This window comes from Calidifontibacillus oryziterrae (assembly GCF_000331575.1).
GTDB classification, from domain to species: Bacteria; Bacillota; Bacilli; order Bacillales; family Bacillaceae_J; genus Calidifontibacillus_A; species Calidifontibacillus_A oryziterrae.
In genome coordinates this window covers 1,395,387-1,418,760 of the sequence record NZ_KB223527.1, presented here as the reverse complement: position 1 = coordinate 1,418,760, position 23,374 = coordinate 1,395,387, and the positions used below count along the sequence as shown (strand labels likewise).

The following is a 23,374-nucleotide window of genomic DNA, read 5'->3' as shown; positions in this document are numbered from 1 at the left end:
ACAGATAATGTCAATTTGGCAGGAGTCTAAAGAAACGTGTCGAAATATATCCGTATCGAAATTCGGGTATATTTCTTTTTTTTGGAATTAACAGGGACCTATCACCCTAACTAAATAATTGTGATAGACTATATTTATAGTAGTTGTCCGTTGTAGTTTGAATGAGTGGAACCTTGTATTTTATTTTATAAAATATATCCCAGCTCAATTTGTTCAATCTAGATTGTAATCTTATTAGGATGGTGCTCCCTTTATGATCGAGACTTGGCTGACAGAAATATTGTGGGGAATAGCTCGTTTATTCCTAAATCCACTTTTATACATATTATTTTTATTCTCCTGGATCTTAGGATACCGGCGGGTGAAACGAGAACGACGAGATTTTAATATCCGAATTCATTCATCATTTTTAGGAATAGCCGATTTAGTATCACCAGGCATTGTTGTCGGGTTATTTTTGTCCGTATTAATCGTCGGCTTAGGTCTTGTAATACCAAATGGATTTATTGTTTTAACAGCCATTGTTACCTTTACACTTTTATTAACATTACAGACACGCTGGTTGTCACCCGCTAATATTATTGGTCTTTCGATTTTGGTTGCTTTGGTTGTTCCAAATTTGTCAATTCAAAATGAGCAATTTTCTACTTTGATGTCGGAAATTTCAACGGTTCCGTTGCAGTTTTTTGCCGTGATTTTATCACTTTTATTAGTTGTAGAAGGTTTTTTTATTTTAAAAAAAGGAGCAAACCATACGTCCCCAGTCATGAAGAAAAGTAAGCGTGGAAAACCAATCGGTGCTCACGAGGCAAGGAAGTTATGGATGGTTCCACTATTAGTGTTAATCCCCGGGGAAGGACTTTCATCCTTCGTTGATTGGTGGCCAGTATTACAAACACCTCACGAAACGTATTCTTTATTAGTCGTACCGTTTGCAATTGGTTTTCAACAGCAAGTCCAAGCCGCTTTACCGAAAGATACGATCCAGCTGACTGGAAGAAGAGTATTAGTTTTAAGCTTACTTGTAACGGCGTTAACAGTTGGGGCGTATTGGCTGCCGTTTTTGGCAATAATTGCGGCTGTTATCGCAATCATTGGACGTGAATTAATAAATGTCATTCAAAAAATGAGCGATGATGATCATGTTTCATATTTTGCCAGTCGTAATTTAGGAATGGTTATTTTAGGAATCATACCAGATTCTCCAGCAGAAAAAATGGCGATCCTAGTTGGCGAAACAATTACAAGAGTTAATGGGCAACAAGTTCGAAGTGAAAAAGAATTTTATGAAGCACTCCAAATTAATCGGGCATTTTGTAAGCTCGAGGTTCTTGATTATAATGGAGAAGTTCGTTTCGTACAGCGAGCATTATATGATGGGGAACATCATGAGTTAGGATTGTTATTTATTCAGGATAATAAAGAGTGGACAAACGAGGCTGTTTAATCTAAGAGCGACTTTATCAAAATTGATTTTGTCATAATTGGATTAATAGTGGTGTCTTTAGCTATTTATTATTGGATACAAGGGTAAAAATGAATAAATAAAACAAAAAAGAAAGGCGCAAGCCTTTCATTTTTTGAAAGCATAGTTAAAAATTATTCACCATTTTACTTTGTTGGGGCATTGAATCAGGATTTTGCATCATTCCGCCTTCACCATGGCATGCTTGATACATCTCTTCTAATTCTTCTTCAGACCAATTCGGATGCATTTCCTTCATAAAAGGTAGCATTTCACTAAAAGAAGGGATTCCATTTTCGAACATTTGCTTTATATTCTCTTTAGTTGGATTCTCGTTTGCAAGTGCGACACTACCAATGGCACCAAAAACAAGCCCAGCAGTAAGCATACCTACAATCATTTTCCTTTTTACCATTCTAATCCACCTCCTTTTATTATTCGAATTAATTATAGCTTGTATATATCCAGAAACTTTGCAGATTGAAAACTATTTTATAAAAAGTTATAGATAGGTAAAAGGGATACTCTTTATTCTTATAGAAGCTGCATCCTATAACCAAGGGGACAGGAAACATGGCTCTCAGCCACGGAACCTGTCCCCTTGGATTCTTTCTCCCAAAAATCTGCACATTTAAGAGATACAATGAATTAATAAAGAGCAAGGAGAGGATATACAATGATGAACTGGATTGATCAGTGTTTATGATTTCAAGGGGCGGGATGATGATAGGTATGCTTATTTTTTAGGGGATTATTCATTTTTCTCGGAATTTATTTCTTAAAGACTTTTATGAACGGTAAGAATATGAAAAATGGTTCACACATTGACATTCTAAAAGAACGGTTATCAAGGGGCCAAATAACAGAAGATGAATTTGATCAAATCAAGCAAAAATCTTATTGACCTGAATGGTAGGTGTATGGAATTACATTTTTCCGATATACGAGGAAAGAATTAGTAGGGGGTGAGTTTAATTGTATGAGATTTTTAGTCAAATTAGTGGGTTTCTAAGTCAACCGTTTATGAAATTAGCATATGGATTTGAAGGGATTCCGATATTAGCTGCTCTTTTCTTAGGGCTAGTAGGCGCTGTAGCACCTTGTCAATTCACAGGAAATCTTGGAGCTATTACAATATATGGAAACCGTTCACTACAGAACAAAATACCTTGGTTTAATATAATTTGGTTTATCCTAGGGAAAATTATGGTCTTTTCAGGGTTAGGGTTATTAGTATGGTTGTTGGGACGGGAATTTCAAGACCAATTACCATTATTTTTTCCTTGGATTCGTAAAACAGTGGGGCCTTTTCTCATATTTATTGGTATTTTCATGATTGGCATTATTAAGATGAATTGGTTCATTACTTTAGGGAAGATTCCTGAAAGATTAAAAGAAGGGAAACTAGGAGCATTCTTTTTAGGTGTTGGGTTTTCGCTAGGATTTTGTCCAACCATGTTTATCCTGTTTTTTATAACATTAATGCCAATTGTATTATCTACATCATACGGAGTGATTTTACCAAGCGTATTTGCTATAGGTACTTCCTTGCCATTACTATTTGCGATTTTCTTAATTTGGTATTTCGGTATTAGTGGTTCCACAATGAAAAAGAAAGGTCGAAAAGTTGGGGCCATCATCCAAAAGTTATCAGGATTGATTATGATTGTTCTTGGAATTTTTGATACAATTACATATTGGTTTTAATTTAATCGCTCTCTAAAAAAGTGGGACTACCCAAAGATTGATCATTTTATATAACCTTTGGACAGTCCCGTTTATTATTCAAATTAGGAAGTATATTAGAAAACCTAGTTTTTGTTTAGCTTATACCTTTAGTAATTCCGCCAATTTGTGTGATCATTTGTGTCTATCTAATATATTTACGCTTCAACAACTTCATCTAAGCTAGATTGGTTGTTATATACATCTTCATTAAAATCGCCTGTAATTTTGCTTGTTAAAATACCAGAAGTCAGACTTCCACTAACATTTAGTGCTGTACGCCCCATATCAATCAGAGGTTCTACAGAGATTAATAAACCAACAATAGCGACAGGTAAGTTCAATACAGAAAGAACGATTAAGGAAGCGAATGTTGCTCCGCCGCCTACACCTGCAACTCCAAAAGAACTTATCATGATTACAAGGACTAAGCTTACAATAAAGCCGGGATCTAACGGATTAATACCAACAGTGGGAGCAACCATAACTGCTAACATCGCAGGATAAATGCCTGCACATCCATTTTGGCCAATTGTTAAGCTGAATGGGCCAACAAAGTTAGCTACCCCTTCAGATACACCGTATCCATCTGTTTGCGTTTTTATATTAAGTGGTAATGTTCCTGCACTTGAACGAGATGTAAACGCAAATGTTAAGGCTGGAAGACCTTTCTTCACGAAAGTTACAGGATTTAGTTTTGCAAAACTGATAATGAATAAGTGGATAAGGAACATAACGATCAATGCTACATAAGAAGCAACAACAAATTTACCTAAGCTAATGATTGCTTCATAATTACTTGTTGCAGCTACTTTTGTCATTAAAGCTAACACCCCATAAGGCGTTAATCGCAGGATTAATGTTACAATTCGCATGATAATGGCATAAAGAGAATCAACAATTTTGGCGAACAATTCAGCTTGTTCCTGCTGTTTTCGTCTGACACCTAAATAGGCAATACCAATGAATGATGCAAAAATAACGACTGCAATTGTAGATGTTGGACGCGAACCAGTTAAATCTGCAAATGGATTCGCTGGAATAAAGGAAAGCACTTGTTCAGGTATCGTCATATTTTCTACCGTTGCAACTCGTTCAGTAAGTGCTGCATTACGAGCATTTTCAGCTTCCCCAGCTTGCAATTCAATTCCATCTAAACCAAAGCCTAAAGTGGATGCAATTCCAATTAATGCAGCGATTCCTGTTGTTACTAATAAAATCCCAATACCATAAAAGCTGATTTTACCAAGATTTTTTGAAAGCTTTACCTTTGTAAACGCTCCAACAATAGAGATGAAAACTAATGGCATAACGACCATTTGCAACAACTTAACATAACCCGATCCGACGATATTAAACCATTGGATCGTAGTAGACGTAACCTCAGACGTAGTACCATATAAAAGATTAATAATAAACCCGAATAAAATACCGAGACCAAGTCCTGCAAATACACGTTTTGAGAATGTGACATGTTTCTTTTGCATCGTGTATAATCCAAAAATGATCGCTACAAGTATCACGATATTAACGGTAACAAGAAATGTATTCAAAATAGTTCCCTCCTAGATGTGGAATTAAAGTTTTTTTTGTGTCTTTCTGATACGGAAGAGTAGACGATTCTCCTTTCTCAGAAGAATAATTATAATATAATACAATAAAACCAATCGGTAAAGTAGGAAATGAATTTTTTTTTAAATTCGAATATAATTTTTTTCAATAGTCGAGTTCGAAAAGGTCTTTAAAGTTTTTCCCTGTCCAGACCGTACTTTTCATGCTACAATCGAATAGATTACATAAAAACCTTTTATATCCATTTTAATATCTTCATTTTCACCAAATAGGTAGACAACAGAGAATTTAAGGTTTCGGTTTTCGGATCCAATGGTGTTGGAAGCTTGGTTTTAATAAATGTAGGAAGTTTAGTTTTAAAAGGTGCAGGAAGTTTAGTTTTAAAAGGTGCAGGAAGTTTAGTTTGTTGCAAGCTTAGTTTAATAGGTGTTCGAATTTTGGTTTTAAAAGAGAATACATCGCTACACCAAATTTTTGTTGAAGAATTTGACTAAATATACTTATATACTGGCATTGGGTTTGTTAATGGTTGGAAGGAGAAGTTTTTATAGTGACAAAAATCATCCTAGCAGTTTTCGCACCATTCCTAATGATTATTTTTTTTACACGGGTAACGTTTAATCATTACATAGCTACAGTTTTAACATTAGGAATTATATTAGCTATTTTTAAAGGGTATGGCGAACCAACTTTAGTTCTGATTACTTGGATATTTTCAGTTCTTGCGGGCTTTGTAGTCTCAGCGCGAATGATGAAAAAGTTAAAGGATAAGAACAAGCAGAAATATTCGTAGCTGCTCAGTGGCTACTTTGGAGTTCTTTTTTCTAAGTAGAGATTATTGACAAGGATATTTAACGCTCAAAGCATGGGGTTTTGCAATAGGAAATGCAAAATCTTCATGCTTTTTTACTTGATGGAATATATTGCCCGGCGCAAACTTGATTGAAATTTAATGGGCAAGTAAAAGTATAATGAATCGAGGAGCGAGACAAAAAAACACATGAATCACAAGGATAATTTCCATTAAACGGCAATCGGACAATAAATCTTTAATTCTGGACAATAAAAAAAGGAATCGGCTAATAAATCTCGATCTCGGACAATAAGTATGCATTTCTGGACAATAACGATTCTCAATAAAAAAGCTATGCGAATTTGAAAGATATTTTCGATCAACGTCCCCTATTTTGTTAACTAAATTTTGGAAAAAATGCATGGTTTAACAGACACTCAGCTATGATAAATACATTCCAACGATGGCCCCCTGATTTTTTTAATAAAAACCCTGATTTTTGATGATGAAAGCAAGAAATAATTAGGTGACAAAAAGATCGGAGAGAATAAATCGAATATCCGTTCGTTAAAATTGGCGTGCTGAACTATCGATGTGTTACAATGTATTACAGAATTTAGAAGAAGAACTTTTGCTACAGGTTAATAGAAAACGGAATATTTGGCTACATGTAGCTGACTGAATAATAAATGGAGTACCAGAGTACCCGACCAATCTTTTAGTGCCACAATCAAGGTCTCTATCATAACGCTACCAATGTGGTACTTCCAATGTAGTACTAACATGGCGCTATCAATGTGGCGTTACCGATGCGGTACTATCATGGCGCTACCAGTGTGGCGTTACCGATGTGGTACTAACATGGCGCTATCAATGTGGCGTTACCGATGTGGTACTAACATAGCGCTACCAGTGGCGCTACCAATGTGGCGCTACCAGTGTGGCGTTACCGATGTGGTACTAACATGGCGCTACCAGTGACGCTACCGATGTGGTACTAACATGGCGCTATCAATGTGGCGTTACCGATGCGGTACTATCATGGCGCTACCAGTGGCGCTACCAATGTGGCGTTACCGATGTGGTACTAACATGGCGCTATCAATTTCGGTATCAATGATGTTATCAAAGACACTAGTTATCAGTGATGCTTTTAAAAATAGATTTTATGCTAATGAACGGAGGCTTCAAAATGAACGGTCAATTTGAACTTAAATCTAAATACCAGCCCCAAGGAGACCAACCTAAAGCGATTGAAAAGCTTGTTCAAGGCATTCACGCCGGGAAAAAGTACCAAACATTACTTGGTGCAACGGGAACGGGAAAAACATTTACGGTATCAAACGTTATTCAGCAAGTGAATAAACCAACTTTGATCCTTGCGCACAATAAAACGTTAGCCGGTCAGTTATATAGCGAATTCAAAGAATTTTTTCCTAACAATGCTGTTGAATATTTTGTTAGTTACTATGATTACTATCAGCCTGAAGCATATGTCCCACAGACAGATACATTTATTGAGAAGGATGCCAGCATCAATGATGAAATCGATAAACTACGGCACTCAGCAACATCCTCTTTATTTGAACGGAAGGATGTTATTATTGTTGCCAGCGTATCGTGTATTTACGGTTTAGGTTCTCCGGAAGAATATAAGGAATTGGTTGTATCGCTACGAGTCGGGATGGAAATTGAGCGTAATGAATTGCTACGAAAACTTGTTGATGTTCAATATAACCGTAACGACATAGATTTTCAGCGGGGAACCTTCAGAGTTCGAGGTGACGTTGTTGAAATTTTTCCAGCATCACGTGATGAGCATTGCATTCGCGTTGAATTTTTTGGCGATGAAATTGATCGGATTCGTGAGGTGGATGCGCTCACAGGAGAAATATTAGGTGATCGTGAGCATGTGGCTATTTTTCCGGCATCCCACTTCGTAACCCGCGAAGAAAAAATGAAGGTAGCGATTGAAAATATTGAGGCAGAGTTAGAGGAACGGTTAAAGGAGCTTCGTGAGGAAAACAAGCTTCTTGAAGCACAGCGCCTTGAGCAGCGGACACGCTATGATTTAGAAATGATGCGGGAAATGGGATTTTGCTCAGGGATTGAAAACTATTCGCGTCATTTAACGCTTAGACCACCAGGATCTACACCGTATACATTGTTTGATTATTTTCCTGATGATTTTTTACTAGTTGTCGATGAATCACACGTAACATTACCGCAGGTTCGCGGAATGTATAACGGCGATAGAGCGCGCAAGCAAGTGCTAGTTGATCATGGTTTTCGCTTGCCGTCAGCGCTAGATAACCGTCCGTTAATGTTTGACGAATTTGAAAAAGTGATTCATCAAGCGTTATTTATTTCGGCTACACCTGGCCCGTATGAGCTTGAGCATGCACCAGATGTAATCGAACAAATTATTCGTCCGACAGGGTTATTAGATCCTGTGATTGACGTTCGGCCAATTGAAGGACAAATTGATGATTTAATCGGTGAAATTAATGCGCGTGTCGAGAAAAATGAGCGAGTATTAGTTACAACGTTAACGAAAAAAATGTCTGAGGATTTGACTGATTATTTAAAGGAAATCGGTATTAAGGTTGCCTATCTCCATTCAGAAATAAAAACGTTAGAACGGATTGAAATTATTCGCGATCTACGGATTGGCAAATATGATGTTCTCGTTGGAATCAATCTTTTAAGAGAAGGGTTGGATATACCTGAGGTTTCACTGGTGGCAATTCTAGATGCAGATAAAGAAGGGTTCCTTCGTTCGGAGCGCTCACTTATTCAGACAATTGGTCGTGCCGCCCGTAATGCGAACGGTCATGTTATTATGTATGCGGATAGAGTGACCAATTCGATGGAAGTTGCAATTAGCGAAACGAGACGTCGTCGAAAAATTCAAGAGGAATTTAATGAAAAGCACGGAATTGTACCTCAAACGATTAAAAAAGAAATTCGCGATGTCATTCGCGCGACAATGGCCGCTGAGGATGAAGCAGTGTATGATACGCCTGTAAAACCAACGAAGCTGACAAAACAAGAGCGTGAAAAGCTCCTTATTCAAATTGAAAAAGATATGAAGGAAGCGGCAAAAGCGCTTAATTTTGAACGTGCTGCAGAGCTTCGTGACTTATTACTAGAATTGAAGGCAGAAGGGTAGCATGAGCGGATGAGCTTAAGCGTAAATCACTATGGCAGTTGATAACTGCAGATGTATCAAGGTGGCAAAACGTTTTAGTGTTATGAAGCGCCGATCCAAGTTAAACAATATTGTAATCGATGATTGTATACTGTATCAGGGTAGTAAAATGTTTTAGCGCATGTAAGGACCAATCCAATTTCAACAATAATTCAGCAGATGACTTCGTACTATAACGAGATTGCAAAGTGTTTCAGTGCGACGGACGAAGCAATTTAACCTATTTAGGTAGGCGATGATTGCAGATGATGTGGCGAAGTGTTTCAGCTCGTGGGAGATCCAATCTAGTCCAAAAATCATTCGCGTTGCCACTAGGTCTATTTCTAGAAAGGAGACAAGCATGACAGTAGATAAAATTGTAATAAAGGGTGCCCGTACCCATAATTTAAAAAATATTGATATCGAAATTCCGCGCGATAAACTCGTTGTGTTAACAGGGCTATCAGGGTCGGGGAAATCGTCGTTAGCTTTTGATACGATTTATGCTGAGGGGCAACGCCGGTACGTAGAATCATTATCCGCTTACGCTCGGCAATTTTTGGGACAGATGGATAAGCCCGATGTTGACTCGATTGATGGGCTTTCACCAGCGATTTCAATAGATCAAAAGACGACAAGTAACAATCCTCGTTCTACCGTTGGAACCGTCACAGAAATTTATGACTATCTACGGTTACTATACGCTCGAATTGGACGGCCAACTTGTCCAGAGCACGGCATTGAAATCTCATCACAAACGATTGAACAAATGGTTGACCAAATTCTTGAATATCCGGAACGGACAAAGCTGCAAATTCTAGCACCAATCGTTAGAGGGAAAAAAGGTGAGCATGTTAAAACGTTTGAGGATATAAAAAAACAAGGCTATGTTCGCGTTCGCGTCGATGGTGAAATGCATGAGGTTAGTGACGAAATTCAATTAGAGAAAAATAAAAAGCATTCTATTGAGGTAGTTGTAGACCGGATCGTCATTAAGGATGGCATTTCCGCCCGCTTATCTGATTCATTAGAAACAGCGTTAAAGCTCGGCGAAGGCAATGTTGTAATCGATGTGATTGGGGAAGAGGAATTGATGTTTAGTGAACATCATGCCTGCCCTCATTGTGGCTTTTCAATCGGGGAGCTTGAGCCTAGAATGTTTTCATTTAATAGCCCATTCGGTGCTTGCCCAAGTTGTGACGGCTTAGGCTCGAAGCTTGAAGTTGATTTAGATCTTGTGATTCCAGACTGGGAGCGCTCATTAAAGGATAATGCGCTTGCACCTTGGGAGCCAACTAGTTCACAATATTACCCACAGCTGTTAGAGTGTGTCTGCAACCATTTCGGTGTCGATATGACAATTCCTGTAAAAGATGTTCCTAAGCATTTATTAGACAAAGTTCTTTATGGTAGTAATGGTGAAAAAATCTTTTTTCATTATGAAAATGATTTTGGCCAAGTCCGCGAAAATCATATTGAATTTGAAGGTGTTATTCGCAATGTCGAACGTCGCTATCGAGAAACTACCTCGGATTATATTCGCGAACAGATGGAAAAATATATGGTGCAAAAGTCATGTCCTGCATGTAAAGGACATCGTTTAAAAAAAGAAACGCTAGCTGTGAAAGTGGATCATAAACATATTGGAGAAATTACAAATTTTTCAATTACAGAAGCATTGGAATTTTTCAAAAAGATTACTCTTACAGAAAAAGAAATGAATATTGCCCGCTTAGTCTTTAGAGAAATTGTTGAACGGCTCGGCTTTTTAGTAAATGTAGGGTTGGATTATTTGACGCTATCGAGAACAGCAGGAACACTATCAGGTGGGGAAGCGCAACGAATTCGTTTAGCTACCCAGATTGGTTCAAGATTAACAGGTGTGTTGTATATTTTAGACGAGCCTTCAATTGGTCTCCATCAGCGTGATAATGATCGACTTATTGATACGTTAAAAAATATGCGTGATATTGGCAATACGCTGATTGTTGTCGAGCATGATGAAGATACAATGCTCGCAGCCGACTATTTAATAGATATTGGTCCTGGAGCTGGGGTTCACGGTGGTGAAGTTGTAGCAAAAGGTACACCTAGTGAAGTTATGAAGGATCCGAATTCACCGACTGGCCAATATTTATCAGGGAAAAAGTTCATCCCCTTACCGCTTGAACGGAAAAAAGGTGACGATCGCTACTTAGAAATTGTGAAAGCGAAGGAAAACAACTTAAAAAATATTTCTGTGAAAATTCCGCTTGGTACTTTTGTTTGTGTAACGGGCGTTTCCGGCTCTGGGAAAAGTACGCTAGTCAATGAAGTTTTATTTAAAGCCGTTGCCAAAAAATTATATCGATCAAAAGAAAAACCAGGAGAGCACAAGGAAATAAAAGGGATTGAGGAGCTTGATAAAGTAATCGACATTGATCAGTCGCCAATCGGGCGGACACCTCGATCAAATCCCGCGACGTACACGGGTGTTTTTGATGATATACGTGATGTTTTTTCGCAAACAAATGAAGCGAAGATTCGCGGCTATCAAAAAGGCCGTTTCAGCTTTAATGTTAAAGGCGGTCGCTGTGAGGCTTGCCGTGGTGATGGGATTATTAAAATTGAAATGCATTTTCTACCCGATGTCTATGTGCCTTGTGAAGTTTGCCATGGGAAACGTTATAACCGCGAAACGTTGGAGGTAAAATATAAAGATAAAAATATTTCTGATATTTTAGATATGACGGTTGAGGATGCGTTAGCATTTTTTGCTAATATGCCAAAAATAAAACGTAAGCTACAAACAATTTTTGATGTTGGTTTAGGATATATTAAATTAGGCCAGCCAGCAACAACGCTATCTGGTGGAGAGGCCCAACGTGTAAAACTCGCTTCAGAACTCCATCGTCGTTCGACCGGTCGTTCCTTGTATATTTTAGATGAGCCGACAACGGGCTTGCACGTTGATGATATTTCCAGGTTATTGAAGGTACTGCAGCGCTTAGTAGAAAATGGCGATACAGTGCTTGTTATCGAACATAATCTTGATGTAATTAAGACTGCTGATTATATCATTGATTTAGGACCTGAAGGGGGCGCAAATGGAGGTCAGGTCATTGCAACCGGTACTCCTGAGGAAATTTGTAAGGTTTCGGCATCCTATACTGGAAAGTACTTAAATCCTGTGTTAGATCGTGATCGTGCCAGAATGGTACAGCGCCTTGAGGAGATCGAAGCAACGGTAAAATAAAAAAGTATGGATAATAAATCATCAGGTTATCTCTTTCTTGATATTTCAAAAACGACTGTATGAAATATACCCAAAGGTAAAAATTAAAGATAGAGTAGAAGAACGGTCGCAGTAGATCGAAGCAACGGTAAAATAAAAAAGTATGGATAATAAATCATCAGGTTATCTCTTTCTTGATATTTCAAAAACGACTGTATGAAATATACCCAAAGGTAAAAATTAAAGATAGAGTAGAAAAACGGTCGCAGTAGATCGAACAACAATAAAACAAAAGATAAGTAAGCCATCAGTAGAGAGGTGATCTTCATTCCTCAGCTGATGGTCTTTCTTTTATGTAAATACATAAATCCTCATACATAAAGTTTTTCCGGGATTTCAGGTGTCGGAAATTGAATTAATACGTGTGTATGACATATTTTGAATATAATATTTCAAATTGTTAATTAATTCGTACTATTACAAAAAATATATTGGTAATTCAATGTTTCTCTGGTATGATAAGATGAATTGATTTTTAATTTTAGGGAGTCGAAAAATGTAATGCCTTTTGATCGAAAAGTTAAGCTTCGCTATGCAATTGGGTTGTTAGTGCTTATGACAGTAATATTAACTGCGGGTGTAAGCTGGTATTCTGCAACAAACGCATTAAAACACTCGTTAGCGGAAAATTATTTAGAAAGCAATCGCAATTATGCTAATAAGTTGTCATTAAGTACGAGTGATTTATTAATTCATATGCAGGAGCATATTAACGGGATTGCTGTCTTTGTTGGAAGACAGTCATTTTCTCAAGATATACTAGATTCATATCGAATTACTAATAGCAGTTATTTTAGTGCGTTATTAATCACGGACCCAAATGGGGTTATCCAAGTCATAAGTCCATCCGTGGTTCGTTATAACAAAGGGCCTGAAGTAAAAGCAAACACGAAGTTAGTTTCAAATGCTATACAAAATGCTTTAGAATTGAAAAGGCCACTAATTTCGGAACCATATAACGACTTATCTGGCCAAAGAGTATTACTTGTTTCAGCGCCGATTTTTGATAATAACGGATCGTTTAAAGGCTTAGTTGCAGGAACGATTAACCTTGAAGGTGAAAATGTAATAAAGAATACGTTAGATAAACATCAATATGCAAATGGTTCCTACGTTTATGTTGTTGATCAAAAAGGCAGAATTATATTTCATCCTGACCCTAGCCGGATAAATGATATTGTCACCAAAAATGAAGCAGTCCGTAACGTTTTGCAAGGGAAAAGTGGGTCTGCACAAGTTGTCAATACTCAAGGGAATGAATTTTATGCTGGGTATGCCTTTGAAAAAGTGAGTGGCTGGGGAATTATATCGCAAACTCCAACAGGCATTATTGCAGAACCATTAGGAAATGTTCGAAAAAGCATGTTCTTTCAGGGCTTGCCACTATTATTATTGATATTATTGTTGGCTTCGGTGCTAGCAAACAATCTTTCGAGACCACTTAACGTCATCGCAAAGCATTCCGAAAATGCCATTCATGAAAATAAAATCGTCAGGTTTGAAAAACTGAAAATTAATTCACATATTTTTGAAGTTCATCATCTTTATCACCATATGAATAATTATTTGAATTTATTAAACAGGCAGATTGAAATCGATGGTTTGACAGGATTGTCTAATCGTAAAGCATTCGATTCCATTATGAAAGAATGGGTCGAAAAAGATATTGCATTTTCAATCATACTTCTTGATATTGATCGTTTCAAAAGAGTAAATGATACGTTTGGGCACCTTGTCGGTGATGACGTATTACGATACTTGGCAGGGATGATTAACAGTGTTTGCAAAAATGAAATGTATTGCTTCCGCTATGGTGGCGAGGAATTTGTAATTTTAATGAAAAATAAAAATATAGAGTCTGCGTTTGAAGCTGCTGAGCAGTTAAGAGAGAAAATTGCAGAAACGGCAAGCCCTACAGGGGAGGCTATAACAATTTCATTAGGGATTACTGAGTATCAAAAAGGAGACAAACATCCGGAAGAGATTATAGAACGAGCAGATTCTGCCCTTTATCAATCGAAAACTGATGGAAGAAATCGGACGACAGTATTCCATAACAAAGTAAAAACATTCGTTTAACGCTTAACTAGAAATGTATATAAATCTCAAAAAATATTTGTATAACTCTTACAATTATTCCGTTTAACTATTAAGATAATATTGTAAAAGAATTGGTTGTGATAAAACAAAAGTTAACTTACAATCGATCCGTTTAACTGTTAAGATAATATTGTAAAAGAAGCGATATTGACAAAACAAAAGTTAACTTACAATTATTCCGTTTAACTATTAAGATAATATTAGTAGAATATTGTATATTGGACATGAGGACGTTTTAGTACTTTAAGCTCAAAGTAAGGCTTTAAGTGGTACCGACTCATGTCTTTTTTGTAGCTACAAAAAATATGAGACTCCGTCTTGAGACTGATTTTTATTTATTTCACGTTTTTGTGAAACGTCTTAAAGCAACAATCCGTATATATTAACAAAGGAGAGGATTGTATATGGATACCAATCGTATCGTTTCATCACTTTGTTATTTTAGTTTGTTTTTTGCACCGTTCTTATTTCCAATTATCGTCTATTTTATCGTGGATCATTCAGAAGTGAAAAACCATGCGAAAAAGTCATTTCTTTCTCATTTAATACCCATCATTACAGTGCCAATTGTAGCAGTTCCAGTTTTACTTTCAAGTGGAGAACCGACAATGCTAGCAGTAGGTGGAATCTTTGCGTTTTTATTAATAGGAGCTATTAATATCGGGGTTCTGATTTGGAATGTTGTAAAAGGGGTTAAAATTTTAATTGACTAATTAAAAATCAATCGTCTACTTTAACACAATTCAAATTTTTAAAAGGAGGGGCAAAACATGCAGGAAGAAAAGAAACGGATCTTGAAAATGGTTGAAGAAGGTAAGATTACGGCGGCGGAGGCGATTACATTAATTGAGGCTTTGGAAAACCCAACTAAAAAATCGGAAACAACGACTGAACCTTCACCACATGTGAATTTTGATTCATCATCGTCTAACAATTACGAAAACAAAAGCTATAAGCGTCCATCATTCATGGATAAGTTTACAGACTTCATTGATAGTACATTTCAAAAAATTAAAGATGTCGACTTAGATTTTAATTTTGGTCCTCACAAAGAAGTAAATCATATTTTTCAGCACCGTGATGTTTATTTAGTTAATATGAGTTTGGATATATCTAATGGTGATATTAAAATTTTACCTTGGGATGAACGTGATGTGCGTGTTGAATGTCAGGCTAAAGTTTACAAAGTATCCTCACAGGAGGAAGCAAAGAAGGAATTCTTAAAAAGTGTGTATTTTTCGATCGATGGGGATGCCATGAGGTTTTCAGTTGAGCCAAAACAAATTAAAATGAATACGGTTTTTTATATTCCTAGGTTCCTTTATGAAAAAATTACAATTCGTATGTTTAATGGTCATATAAAGGCGGAGAATCTTAATGTAAAAATGTTTAAGGCAAAAACGGCAAATGGTAATATTCAATTTTCAAATTTGAGTGGGAACGACTTTGAATTTGAGACAGCAAATGGCCATATACGAGTAGAAAATAGTCGTGCACATGAATTAGAGGCTGAAACATTAAATGGGACAATCAAAGCTAACGGTTCATTTGTGAAAACAGATTTACAGAGCTTTAGTGGTAATATTATTTGTGAGGTTCTTGATTCAAGGAGCGAAACCGTATTGGTGAAGTCAAAAACAGGTAGCATTGACTTGTTTGTAGCTGACAATACGAATCTTGAGGTTAATGGTAAGTTAAAATCAAATATAGGTGGATTTACTTGTGAGCTTACAAACTTAGAAATTTTGGATGAGAAAAAAGATGTAGTCCAAAAGGAAATGAGTTTTGTAGCAAATCGTGGTCAAGAACGGAAGCTATACGTAGATGCAGAATCAAGAACGGGCTCAATTGTAGTCAAGAGGATTGAACAGTAACAAGAAATTATTGAAAACTTAAGCTGGAATTAGCAAGTCGAATGGTAATTCACGCTTAAGTAACAAGGAACTTATAAATTATTGAAAGTTAAGAGAGTTTTCAAGTCGAATAGTAAATCTCAGTAGGTAACAAGGAACTTACAAATTATTGAAAACTTAAGAGGGAATTCGCAATTCGAATAGTAAAGTACGCTTAAGTGACAAGAAACTTAAAAAATTAAGAGTATTGAAAGATCTGATAGAAAGGAAGGGTAACGATGAGGAAAAAATTATATCGGTCACGCACCGATCGCAAACTCGCGGGTATTTTAGGAGGATTTGGTGAGTATTTAGGCGTCGATCCAACATTATTACGAGTATTATTTGTCATCCTTTCGATCGTAACAGTGTTCTTTCCGTTTGCTCTTGCTTATTTGATTTGCGCCTTTATTATACCGAATGATGATGGTGTGATTAGCTAATGAGATGGCTAATACACCTTCTAATTAATACTATAGTACTAATTGTTGTAGCTGGTTATTTTAAATCTTTTTACCTAGATGGAATTTCGGCTGCAATTGTTGCGAGTTTAATCATCTCTATTTTAAACGTTTTCGTTAAGCCGATTTTAATTTTGCTAACACTTCCATTTACTGTCATTACCTTTGGGCTATTTTTATTTGTCATTAACGCGATTACCCTTATGATCACAGATGAATTGATGGGGGCAGCATTTGAAATTGAAAGCTTTGGGGCGGCAATTTTGGCAGCTATAGTCATTTCTATTTTAAACATGCTAATCCAAAAGGTTGTCATTGAACCGTTAAATGAGAAAGAAAAATAAATTGTAAAACGTGCTGTTGGAAACAAACATTAGTAACTCAAATTTTTTAGAAGAAGCATTTGGATGGCAAAAAGGTACTGTTGTAAGTAAGCTAGACTAACTTAAAGCTAGACTAACTTATGTAACTGATTAAAATTGTATTCGAGTAGCTTGTCTAATTTGGCACAGCTACGTCCTTGCGTAGAAAAGGGAAAAGCAACGCAATTATTAACTTAATACTGTTGTAAAGCTAACGTCCTTGCGGAAGGGCGTTTTTATTTTTGTAAGGGTAGCTTTAGATAAGCGATTAAGAATAAGTTTGGGAGATGAGGAGTTAGGTCACACCTTATAATCTTCCTTCTAGGTGTGCGGATAGATGTATTCCTACTATTATTGTTTTTCTGTATAAAAATAAGCCGCATATTTCGTGTTTGTCTAAAAAAATGATAAAATAGTAACCAGCATTCACATTATTGGGGGAAGCGGCAATGGTAAAAGTGAGAACAAAGGATGTAATCGAAAAATTTAATTTCGAGCTTGTTTGTGGAGAAGAAGGAATTCATCGCCCTATTACGACAAGTGATATTTCCCGCCCAGGTCTTGAAATGGCTGGATATTTTGCGCATTATCCTTCAGAAAGGCTGCAGTTATTAGGAAGGACAGAGCTATCTTTTATTAATGCATTAGCGCCTGAAGTTCGTAAGGAGCGCTTTGAAATGTTATGCACAGATATTACACCTGGAGTTATGATTTCTCGAAGTGCAGAGGTTCCAATGGAGTTAATTGAGGCTTCAAAGGAAAGTGATGTCCCGATTATCCGTTCTCACTATAAAACAACGCGACTATCAAGTCGTGTGACGAATTATTTAGAAAGCCTGCTTGCGCCAACTACAGCTGTTCATGGAGTTTTGGTTGATATTTATGGTGTTGGTGTTCTCATTACTGGTAAAAGTGGAGTAGGGAAAAGTGAAACTGCCCTTGAACTTGTTAAGCGGGGGCATCGATTGGTGGCCGATGATTGTGTTGAAATTAGGCAAGAGGATCAGGATACATTAATAGGAAGTGCACCCGAGTTAATTCAACACTTATTAGAAATTCGTGGTTTAGGAATTATTAATGTAATGACACTGTTTGGCGCTGGTGCTATTCTAAACTCAAAAAAAATATCATTAGTTATTGTGCTAGAGCTCTGGGATCCAAAAAAGGTTTATGACCGCCTTGGACTTGAGGAAGAAAAAATGAGAATCATCGATGCGGATATTCCGAAAATTACGATACCAGTACGACCAGGGAGAAACCTAGCTGTTATTATTGAAGTGGCCGCGATGAATTTCCGTTTGAAACGGATGGGTGTTAACGCGGCGGAACAGTTTTCAAATCGATTAACAGATGTGATTGAAGAAAGGGAACACGATGATTTATAAAGTGATAGGCTTCTAAATTAAATATTGCGACTCTCTACTGAATCTGTTGGTAGTTCGGACAGAAAGTGTTGTGAAAGGCAATTCGTGTCCGAACTTGGTGGTAGTTCGGACAGAAAACGGCCGTAGTAGCAAATTCGTGTCCGAACTTGGTGGTAGTTCGGACAGAAAAGGGCCGTAGTAGCAAATTCGTGTCCGAACTTGGTGGTAGTTCGGACAGAAATGGGCTGAAGTAGCAAAATCGTGTCCGAACTTGGTGGTAGTTCGGACAGAAAACGGCCGTAGTAGCAAATTCGTGTCCGAACTTGGTGGTAGTTCGGACAGAAAACGGCCGTAGTAGCAAAATCGTGTCCGAACTCGGTGGTAGTTCGGACAGAAAAGGGCCGAAGTAGCAAAATCGTGTCCGAACTCAATGGTAGTTCGGACAGAAAACGGCCGTAGTAGCAAAATTGTGTCCGAACTTGGTGGTAGTTCGGACAGAAAACGGCCGTAGTAGCAAAATTGTGTCCGAACTTGGTGGTAGTTCGGACAGAAAACGGCCGTAGTAGCAAAATTGTGTCCGAACTTGGTGGTAGTTCGGACAGAAAACGGCCGTAGTAGCAAAATTGTGTCCGAACTTGGTGGTAGTTCGGACAGAAAACGGCCGTAGTAGCAAAATTGTGTCCGAACTTGGTGGTAGTTCGGACAGAAAACGGCCGTAGTAGCAAAATTGTGTCCGAACTTGGTGGTAGTTCGGACAGAAAACGGCCGTAGTAGCAAAATTGTGTCCGAACTTGGTGGTAGTTCGGACAGAAAACGGCCGTAGTAGCAAAATTGTGTCCGAACTTGGTGGTAGTTCGGACAGAAAACGGCCGTAGTAGCAAATTCGTGTCCGAACTTGGTGGTAGTTCGGACAGAAAGTGTTGTGAAAAGGCAATTCGTGTCCGAACTCAATGGTAGTTCGGACAGAAAACGGCCGTAGTAGCAAATTCGTGTCCGAACTTGGTGGTAGTTCGGACAGAAAACGGCCGTAGTAGCAAAATTGTGTCCGAACTTGGTGGTAGTTCGGACAGAAATGGACCGTAGTAGCAAAATCGTGTCCGAACTTGGTGGTAGTTCGGACAGAAAACGGCCGTAGTAGCAAATTCGTGTCCGAACTTGGTGGTAGTTCGGACAGAAAACGACCGTAGTAGCAAAATTGTGTCCGAACTTGGTGGTAGTTCGGACAGAAAACGGCCGAAGTAGCAAAATTGTGTCCGAACCTTCAAAGTGATTGAAACGAATTAGGCAGAAAACAACTTTACAATGAGGTATTCCCTCTTTGATAGTAATAATCTTTAATTGAAATTTGCATCACAACGCAACGAAGCACTAGCAAATAAAAGGAAGTGAGCATATATGGAGTCGGAAATTCAACAGCTGAATCGGGTGTTTTTAGAGCTTGGTCCTATTACAATATATTGGTATGGCGTCATCATTGCATTCGGAGCGTTGCTAGGACTTTGGATTGCAACAAAAGAAAGTGTTCGGAGAGGACTTCCGAAAGAAACATTTGTTGATTTAGTTATTATAGCAATTCCAGTCGCTATTCTGGCAGCAAGAGCATACTACGTTATTTTTAAATGGGAGTACTATTCACAAAATCCTGGTGATATTATAAAAATCTGGGAGGGTGGTATTGCCATCCACGGGGGACTGATTGGTGCATTTTTAGTAGGGTATATTTTTACAAAAAAACGAGGGCTTTCATTTTGGAAACTTGCTGATATTGCGGCTCCTAGCATCATTTTAGCTCAAGCAATTGGTCGTTGGGGAAATTTTATGAATCAGGAGGCGCATGGTGCAGAGGTGACTCGTTCGTTTCTAGAAAACCTTCATTTGCCAAAATTCATCATCGATCAAATGTACATAGAGGGTCACTATTTCCAGCCTACTTTTTTATATGAATCAATTTGGAATTTACTAGGCTTTGTCGTTCTTTTGTCATTACGAAAAGTAAATTTAAAGCGTGGAGAAATATTTTTAAGCTATTTAATTTGGTATTCAATTGGCCGCTTCTTTATTGAAGGCTTGCGGACAGATAGTCTGATGCTAACTGAATATTTACGAATGGCACAGTTTATATCAATTTTGTTAATCATATTTGCTGTGTCTACATGGTGGTATCGTCGCTCTAAGGGTTATGCAAAGGCGAACTATTTAGATAATGAGAATTCAATGTGACTAGCATCCCGTAATAGTAATAGATTAAAGTAATCACCAAATCAAAAATATTGAAATATGGAAACGCAAGAGATTGGAATTTCTCTTAAAAATGTAGCAGGTTTTTGTTAGGGGAGTTTGCAGCTTTCATTCTAGATAATCTTTGTTTAATTTGTTAGTCAAACTTGTGGGTATATAATATTATTTTTACAAGCATTCAAGCATTCAAGCATTCATCTTCACGATAAAAAGAGTTTAGTTTTATCACCATGCATATAAGATAGTGTGAATAGTTCATCAAGACTATACACCAAGAGTAGGGGGAAGGGTCTTGCGTACAATTAAGCAAGGTTTACTCGTCGGAATAAAAACAACATGGGTATTGGGTAAGGTTATATTTCCAGTTACGTTACTAGTAACATTACTTCAGTATACACCATTATTACAATGGATTGTAAACCTAATCGAGCCGTTTATGGGGTGGATTGGTCTTCCAGGAGATGCTGCGATTCCATTGGTATTAGCTAGCTTTTTAAACTTATACGCAGGAATTGGTGCGATTTTGACAATTGACTTTACTGTAAAAGAAGTATTTATTTTAGCGATGATGATGTCATTTGCCCATAATTTAATTGTAGAATCAACTGTTGCTGCTAAGGTTGGCGTAAAGCTTTGGGTAGTAGCGTCAATAAGAATTATTCTTGCGTTAGTGTCGGGCTTCTTCATCCATCATCTTTGGAACGGTGGGAATGAACTGGCTCAATATGGACTTATTTCAAATCAATCTGAACAGGTTGTAACTGGGATTGGTGCAATAATATGGGATGGGATTACAAAAGCATCTATAGGGATTGTTCAAATTGCGATTATTGTCCTTCCATTAATGGTTTTTATCCAACTGTTGAAGGATTTGAAATGGATTGATCGTTTTTCAAAAATGATGGCTCCTTTTACGCGATTGTTAGGAATGAAGGAAAATACAGCAACTACTTTGGCGGCTGGTGTTGCTTTTGGTCTTGCCTATGGGGCAGGTGTTATGATTCAAGCGGTACGGGAAGACGGCGTTTCCAAAAAGGACTTATATTTAGCGTTTATTTTTCTTGTCTCTTGTCATGCAGTCATCGAGGATACCCTCATATTTTTATCGCTTGGAATCCCGGTCTGGCCTTTGCTAGTAATTCGCTTAAGTGTTGCAATTTTCCTAACAATTTTGGTGGCGTCAATTTGGCATCGTATAGAAGTAGGTGCGAGAAAGGGGATTTCGAGTTATGAAGGTTGATACGTTACTATTTGATTTAGATGGTACGTTAATTGATACAAATGATTTAATTATTGAGTCATTTATGCATACTCTTGGGCAGTTTTTTTCACCGAGTCAATTTAAAAAAGAAGATATTTTGAAGTTTATGGGACCACCTTTATATGAAAGCTTTCATATGTTGAATCCAGAAAAAGCACAAGAGATGGTCGAAGTTTACCGGAAATTTAATAAGGAAAAGCATGACGAGCTTGTTAAAGAGTACGATACAGTGTATGAAACGATTGAATACTTTTATGAAAAAGGCTATAAGCTTGGTGTTGTGACTTCAAAAACACGGAATACCGTAGAGATGGGTTTGAAATTGTCTAGACTTAAGCAATTTTTTGAAGTGGTTATTACAGTAGATGATGTAGCACATGCTAAACCTCATCCAGAGTCAATCTTTTTGGCTTTAGAGCAGCTGAGGTCAAAGCCTGAACATACGATTATGGTTGGCGATAATCATCATGATATTGAAGCGGGGAAAAATGCAGGAACATTAACAGCTGGTGTGACATGGTCGCTTAAAGGTCCTGACTATTTAAAAAAATATAATCCGGATTTTATGCTTGAGAAAATGTCAGATCTTATTGAGATTGTTGGGGGAATAGAAGCGTGAGGCGTACGACACGTTATCGTGTAACCGAGGCAAATTCATTGTGGCATGTTTATAAAACAGTACCGTTTTGGAAGGTTGTGAAAAATTTTATTGTAATTCAGACGGCCCGTTATACTCCGTTTTTGCCGTTGAAAAATTGGCTCTATCGCACCTTTCTCCATATGGAGGTTGGGAAAAGCACGTCATTTGCATTAATGGTTATGCTTGATATTATGTTTCCTGAGAAAATAAAAGTCGGAAATAATACGGTTATCGGCTATAATACAACGATTTTAGCTCACGAGTATTTAATAAAAGAGTACCGTTTAGGCGAAGTGGTCATTGGTAGTGACGTTATGATTGGTGCAAATACAACGATTTTGCCAGGAGTGGAGATTGGCAATGGGGCAATTGTTTCAGCAGGAACACTTGTGCATAAGGATGTGCCTGCAGGCGCGTTTGTTGGCGGCAATCCAATGCGAGTCATTTATACAAAAGAAGAAATGGAAGCAAAGGAACGAGAGTAGGCGTAATTTAAAGGTGGGGCTTTCAAATAGTAGTTGGAGATCCGGATAGTAAGCAATAGGAGGATGCGGGCAAATTGGCGAAGACGGACAGATCGTCGGTTTCGAGATTTGGCGAGGTATTTATAGTTGCATTTTTCAAATAGTAGTTGGCCATAATCGTCGGTACTTCGATTGGCGGATGTTTCTATAGTTAAATTATCAATAGTAATTGATGGGCTTAGTCGTGAAACTAAGCCTATTTTGTTTAGATCAATTGTTCAGAAAATTTCCTTATCTATAAAATAGTGAAACGACGACAACTTACTTCCATAAAAAGGCACTAGGCTAATAAATAGTTGATTTTGGCTAATAAAATAGGAAACTTGGTCAATAAATCTTCGAATCCAGTTGATAAGTTGCTGTATTCGGACAATAACCATTATCAACTAGTGATTCCAACATTTCTTATACATATTTCGGCTTACATTTAACCCTAAAAAATGATGTTTCGTTCAATATATTATCGCTTACCGTTGATTTCTATCATTTTGAATGAAAAATGGGTTATTTGTG

General features: G+C 37.5%; 20 protein-coding genes. 18 read left to right on the top strand and 2 right to left on the bottom strand.

Annotated features, from left to right (window positions below; all coding sequences use genetic code 11):
• Nucleotides 1-361: 361 nt before the first annotated feature.
• Nucleotides 362-1,447, top strand: a complete 1,086-nt coding sequence (locus tag D612_RS0115515) for a PDZ domain-containing protein (protein ID WP_017756409.1) — start codon at nucleotides 362-364, stop codon at nucleotides 1,445-1,447.
• 145 nt (nucleotides 1,448-1,592) lie between these two features.
• Here D612_RS0115515 and D612_RS18440 read toward each other — a convergent pair whose 3' ends face one another.
• Complete coding sequence (locus tag D612_RS18440; protein ID WP_017756408.1) at nucleotides 1,593-1,880, bottom strand: CUE domain-containing protein; 288 nt, start codon at nucleotides 1,878-1,880, stop codon at nucleotides 1,593-1,595.
• Between the two features lie 375 nt (nucleotides 1,881-2,255).
• Here D612_RS18440 and D612_RS20120 point away from each other — a divergent pair, with 375 nt between their 5' ends.
• Together D612_RS20120 and D612_RS0115505 are read left to right on the top strand one after the other, a co-directional pair.
• Nucleotides 2,256-2,369, top strand: coding sequence for an SHOCT domain-containing protein (locus tag D612_RS20120; protein WP_083888525.1), 114 nt, complete (start codon nucleotides 2,256-2,258; stop codon nucleotides 2,367-2,369).
• Nucleotides 2,370-2,440: 71 nt separating this feature from the next.
• Nucleotides 2,441-3,172, top strand: coding sequence for an urease accessory protein UreH domain-containing protein (locus D612_RS0115505; protein WP_017756406.1), 732 nt, complete (start codon nucleotides 2,441-2,443; stop codon nucleotides 3,170-3,172).
• Between the two features lie 176 nt (nucleotides 3,173-3,348).
• On the opposite strand, the gene D612_RS0115500 is transcribed toward D612_RS0115505, so the two are convergent.
• Nucleotides 3,349-4,743: an L-cystine transporter gene (locus D612_RS0115500; protein WP_017756405.1), complete on the bottom strand. Its 1,395-nt coding sequence runs from the start codon at nucleotides 4,741-4,743 to the stop codon at nucleotides 3,349-3,351.
• A 345-nt stretch (nucleotides 4,744-5,088) separates the two neighbouring features.
• Here D612_RS0115500 and D612_RS19540 point away from each other — a divergent pair, with 345 nt between their 5' ends.
• From D612_RS19540 to D612_RS0115430, 15 genes are all read left to right on the top strand, one after another.
• Nucleotides 5,089-5,256 carry a hypothetical protein gene (locus tag D612_RS19540; RefSeq protein ID WP_017756404.1) on the top strand — a complete coding sequence of 56 codons (168 nt, stop codon included), beginning with the start codon at nucleotides 5,089-5,091 and terminating at the stop codon, nucleotides 5,254-5,256.
• 56 nt (nucleotides 5,257-5,312) lie between these two features.
• Nucleotides 5,313-5,555 (top strand): DUF2198 family protein, encoded by a 243-nt coding sequence (locus D612_RS0115490; protein WP_017756403.1) that lies wholly within the window; start codon nucleotides 5,313-5,315, stop codon nucleotides 5,553-5,555.
• A 1,002-nt stretch (nucleotides 5,556-6,557) separates the two neighbouring features.
• Complete coding sequence (locus D612_RS19535; protein ID WP_154649494.1) at nucleotides 6,558-6,764, top strand: hypothetical protein; 207 nt, start codon at nucleotides 6,558-6,560, stop codon at nucleotides 6,762-6,764.
• A complete protein-coding gene (gene uvrB / locus D612_RS0115485) occupies nucleotides 6,748-8,727 on the top strand; it encodes an excinuclease ABC subunit UvrB (protein WP_017756402.1) in 1,980 nt (659 codons plus the stop codon). The genes D612_RS19535 and uvrB overlap by 17 nt, the downstream gene beginning before the upstream one ends.
• 379 nt (nucleotides 8,728-9,106) lie before the next feature.
• Entirely contained in the window at nucleotides 9,107-11,980 is a 2,874-nt protein-coding gene (gene uvrA / locus D612_RS0115480) for an excinuclease ABC subunit UvrA (RefSeq protein ID WP_017756401.1), read from the top strand.
• A gap of 540 nt (nucleotides 11,981-12,520) precedes the next feature.
• Entirely contained in the window at nucleotides 12,521-14,098 is a 1,578-nt protein-coding gene (locus D612_RS0115475; protein ID WP_017756400.1) for a sensor domain-containing diguanylate cyclase, read from the top strand.
• 425 nt (nucleotides 14,099-14,523) lie between these two features.
• A complete protein-coding gene (locus D612_RS0115470) occupies nucleotides 14,524-14,832 on the top strand; it encodes a DUF4870 domain-containing protein (RefSeq protein ID WP_017756399.1) in 309 nt (102 codons plus the stop codon).
• 57 nt (nucleotides 14,833-14,889) lie between these two features.
• The gene (locus D612_RS0115465) at nucleotides 14,890-15,993 is read left to right on the top strand and encodes a DUF4097 family beta strand repeat-containing protein (protein ID WP_017756398.1); all 1,104 of its coding nucleotides are present in this window, start codon (nucleotides 14,890-14,892) and stop codon (nucleotides 15,991-15,993) included.
• Between the two features lie 257 nt (nucleotides 15,994-16,250).
• Complete coding sequence (locus D612_RS0115460) at nucleotides 16,251-16,454, top strand: PspC domain-containing protein (RefSeq protein WP_017756397.1); 204 nt, start codon at nucleotides 16,251-16,253, stop codon at nucleotides 16,452-16,454.
• Nucleotides 16,454-16,816: a phage holin family protein gene (locus tag D612_RS0115455; protein WP_017756396.1), complete on the top strand. Its 363-nt coding sequence runs from the start codon at nucleotides 16,454-16,456 to the stop codon at nucleotides 16,814-16,816. Before D612_RS0115460 ends, D612_RS0115455 begins: the two co-directional genes overlap by 1 nt.
• Nucleotides 16,817-17,283: 467 nt before the next feature.
• A complete protein-coding gene (gene hprK / locus D612_RS0115450; protein ID WP_017756395.1) occupies nucleotides 17,284-18,219 on the top strand; it encodes an HPr(Ser) kinase/phosphatase in 936 nt (311 codons plus the stop codon).
• A gap of 1,374 nt (nucleotides 18,220-19,593) precedes the next feature.
• A complete protein-coding gene (gene lgt / locus D612_RS0115445) occupies nucleotides 19,594-20,418 on the top strand; it encodes a prolipoprotein diacylglyceryl transferase (RefSeq protein WP_017756394.1) in 825 nt (274 codons plus the stop codon).
• Nucleotides 20,419-20,728: 310 nt separating this feature from the next.
• Complete coding sequence (locus tag D612_RS0115440) at nucleotides 20,729-21,676, top strand: nucleoside recognition domain-containing protein (protein WP_017756393.1); 948 nt, start codon at nucleotides 20,729-20,731, stop codon at nucleotides 21,674-21,676.
• Entirely contained in the window at nucleotides 21,666-22,316 is a 651-nt protein-coding gene (ppaX, locus tag D612_RS0115435) for a pyrophosphatase PpaX (protein ID WP_017756392.1), read from the top strand. The genes D612_RS0115440 and ppaX overlap by 11 nt, the downstream gene beginning before the upstream one ends.
• Entirely contained in the window at nucleotides 22,313-22,822 is a 510-nt protein-coding gene (locus D612_RS0115430) for an acyltransferase (protein WP_017756391.1), read from the top strand. Before ppaX ends, D612_RS0115430 begins: the two co-directional genes overlap by 4 nt.
• The last annotated feature ends 552 nt before the right edge of the window (nucleotides 22,823-23,374 follow it).

Excerpts from the sequence above, each read along its gene's own strand:
- ppaX (WP_017756392.1), top strand. The coding sequence starts at position 21,666 with ATGAAGGTTGATACGTTACTATTTGATTTAGATGGTACGTTAATTGAT.
- uvrB (WP_017756402.1), top strand. The coding sequence starts at position 6,748 with ATGAACGGTCAATTTGAACTTAAATCTAAATACCAGCCCCAAGGAGAC.
- uvrA (WP_017756401.1), top strand. The coding sequence starts at position 9,107 with ATGACAGTAGATAAAATTGTAATAAAGGGTGCCCGTACCCATAATTTA.
- D612_RS0115475 (WP_017756400.1), top strand. The coding sequence starts at position 12,521 with ATGCCTTTTGATCGAAAAGTTAAGCTTCGCTATGCAATTGGGTTGTTA.
- D612_RS0115465 (WP_017756398.1), top strand. The coding sequence starts at position 14,890 with ATGCAGGAAGAAAAGAAACGGATCTTGAAAATGGTTGAAGAAGGTAAG.
- D612_RS18440 (WP_017756408.1), bottom strand. The coding sequence starts at position 1,880 with ATGGTAAAAAGGAAAATGATTGTAGGTATGCTTACTGCTGGGCTTGTT.
- hprK (WP_017756395.1), top strand. The coding sequence starts at position 17,284 with ATGGTAAAAGTGAGAACAAAGGATGTAATCGAAAAATTTAATTTCGAG.
- D612_RS20120 (WP_083888525.1), top strand. The coding sequence starts at position 2,256 with ATGAACGGTAAGAATATGAAAAATGGTTCACACATTGACATTCTAAAA.
- D612_RS19535 (WP_154649494.1), top strand. The coding sequence starts at position 6,558 with ATGGCGCTATCAATGTGGCGTTACCGATGCGGTACTATCATGGCGCTA.
- D612_RS0115460 (WP_017756397.1), top strand. The coding sequence starts at position 16,251 with ATGAGGAAAAAATTATATCGGTCACGCACCGATCGCAAACTCGCGGGT.
- lgt (WP_017756394.1), top strand. The coding sequence starts at position 19,594 with ATGGAGTCGGAAATTCAACAGCTGAATCGGGTGTTTTTAGAGCTTGGT.
- D612_RS0115455 (WP_017756396.1), top strand. The coding sequence starts at position 16,454 with ATGAGATGGCTAATACACCTTCTAATTAATACTATAGTACTAATTGTT.
- D612_RS0115470 (WP_017756399.1), top strand. The coding sequence starts at position 14,524 with ATGGATACCAATCGTATCGTTTCATCACTTTGTTATTTTAGTTTGTTT.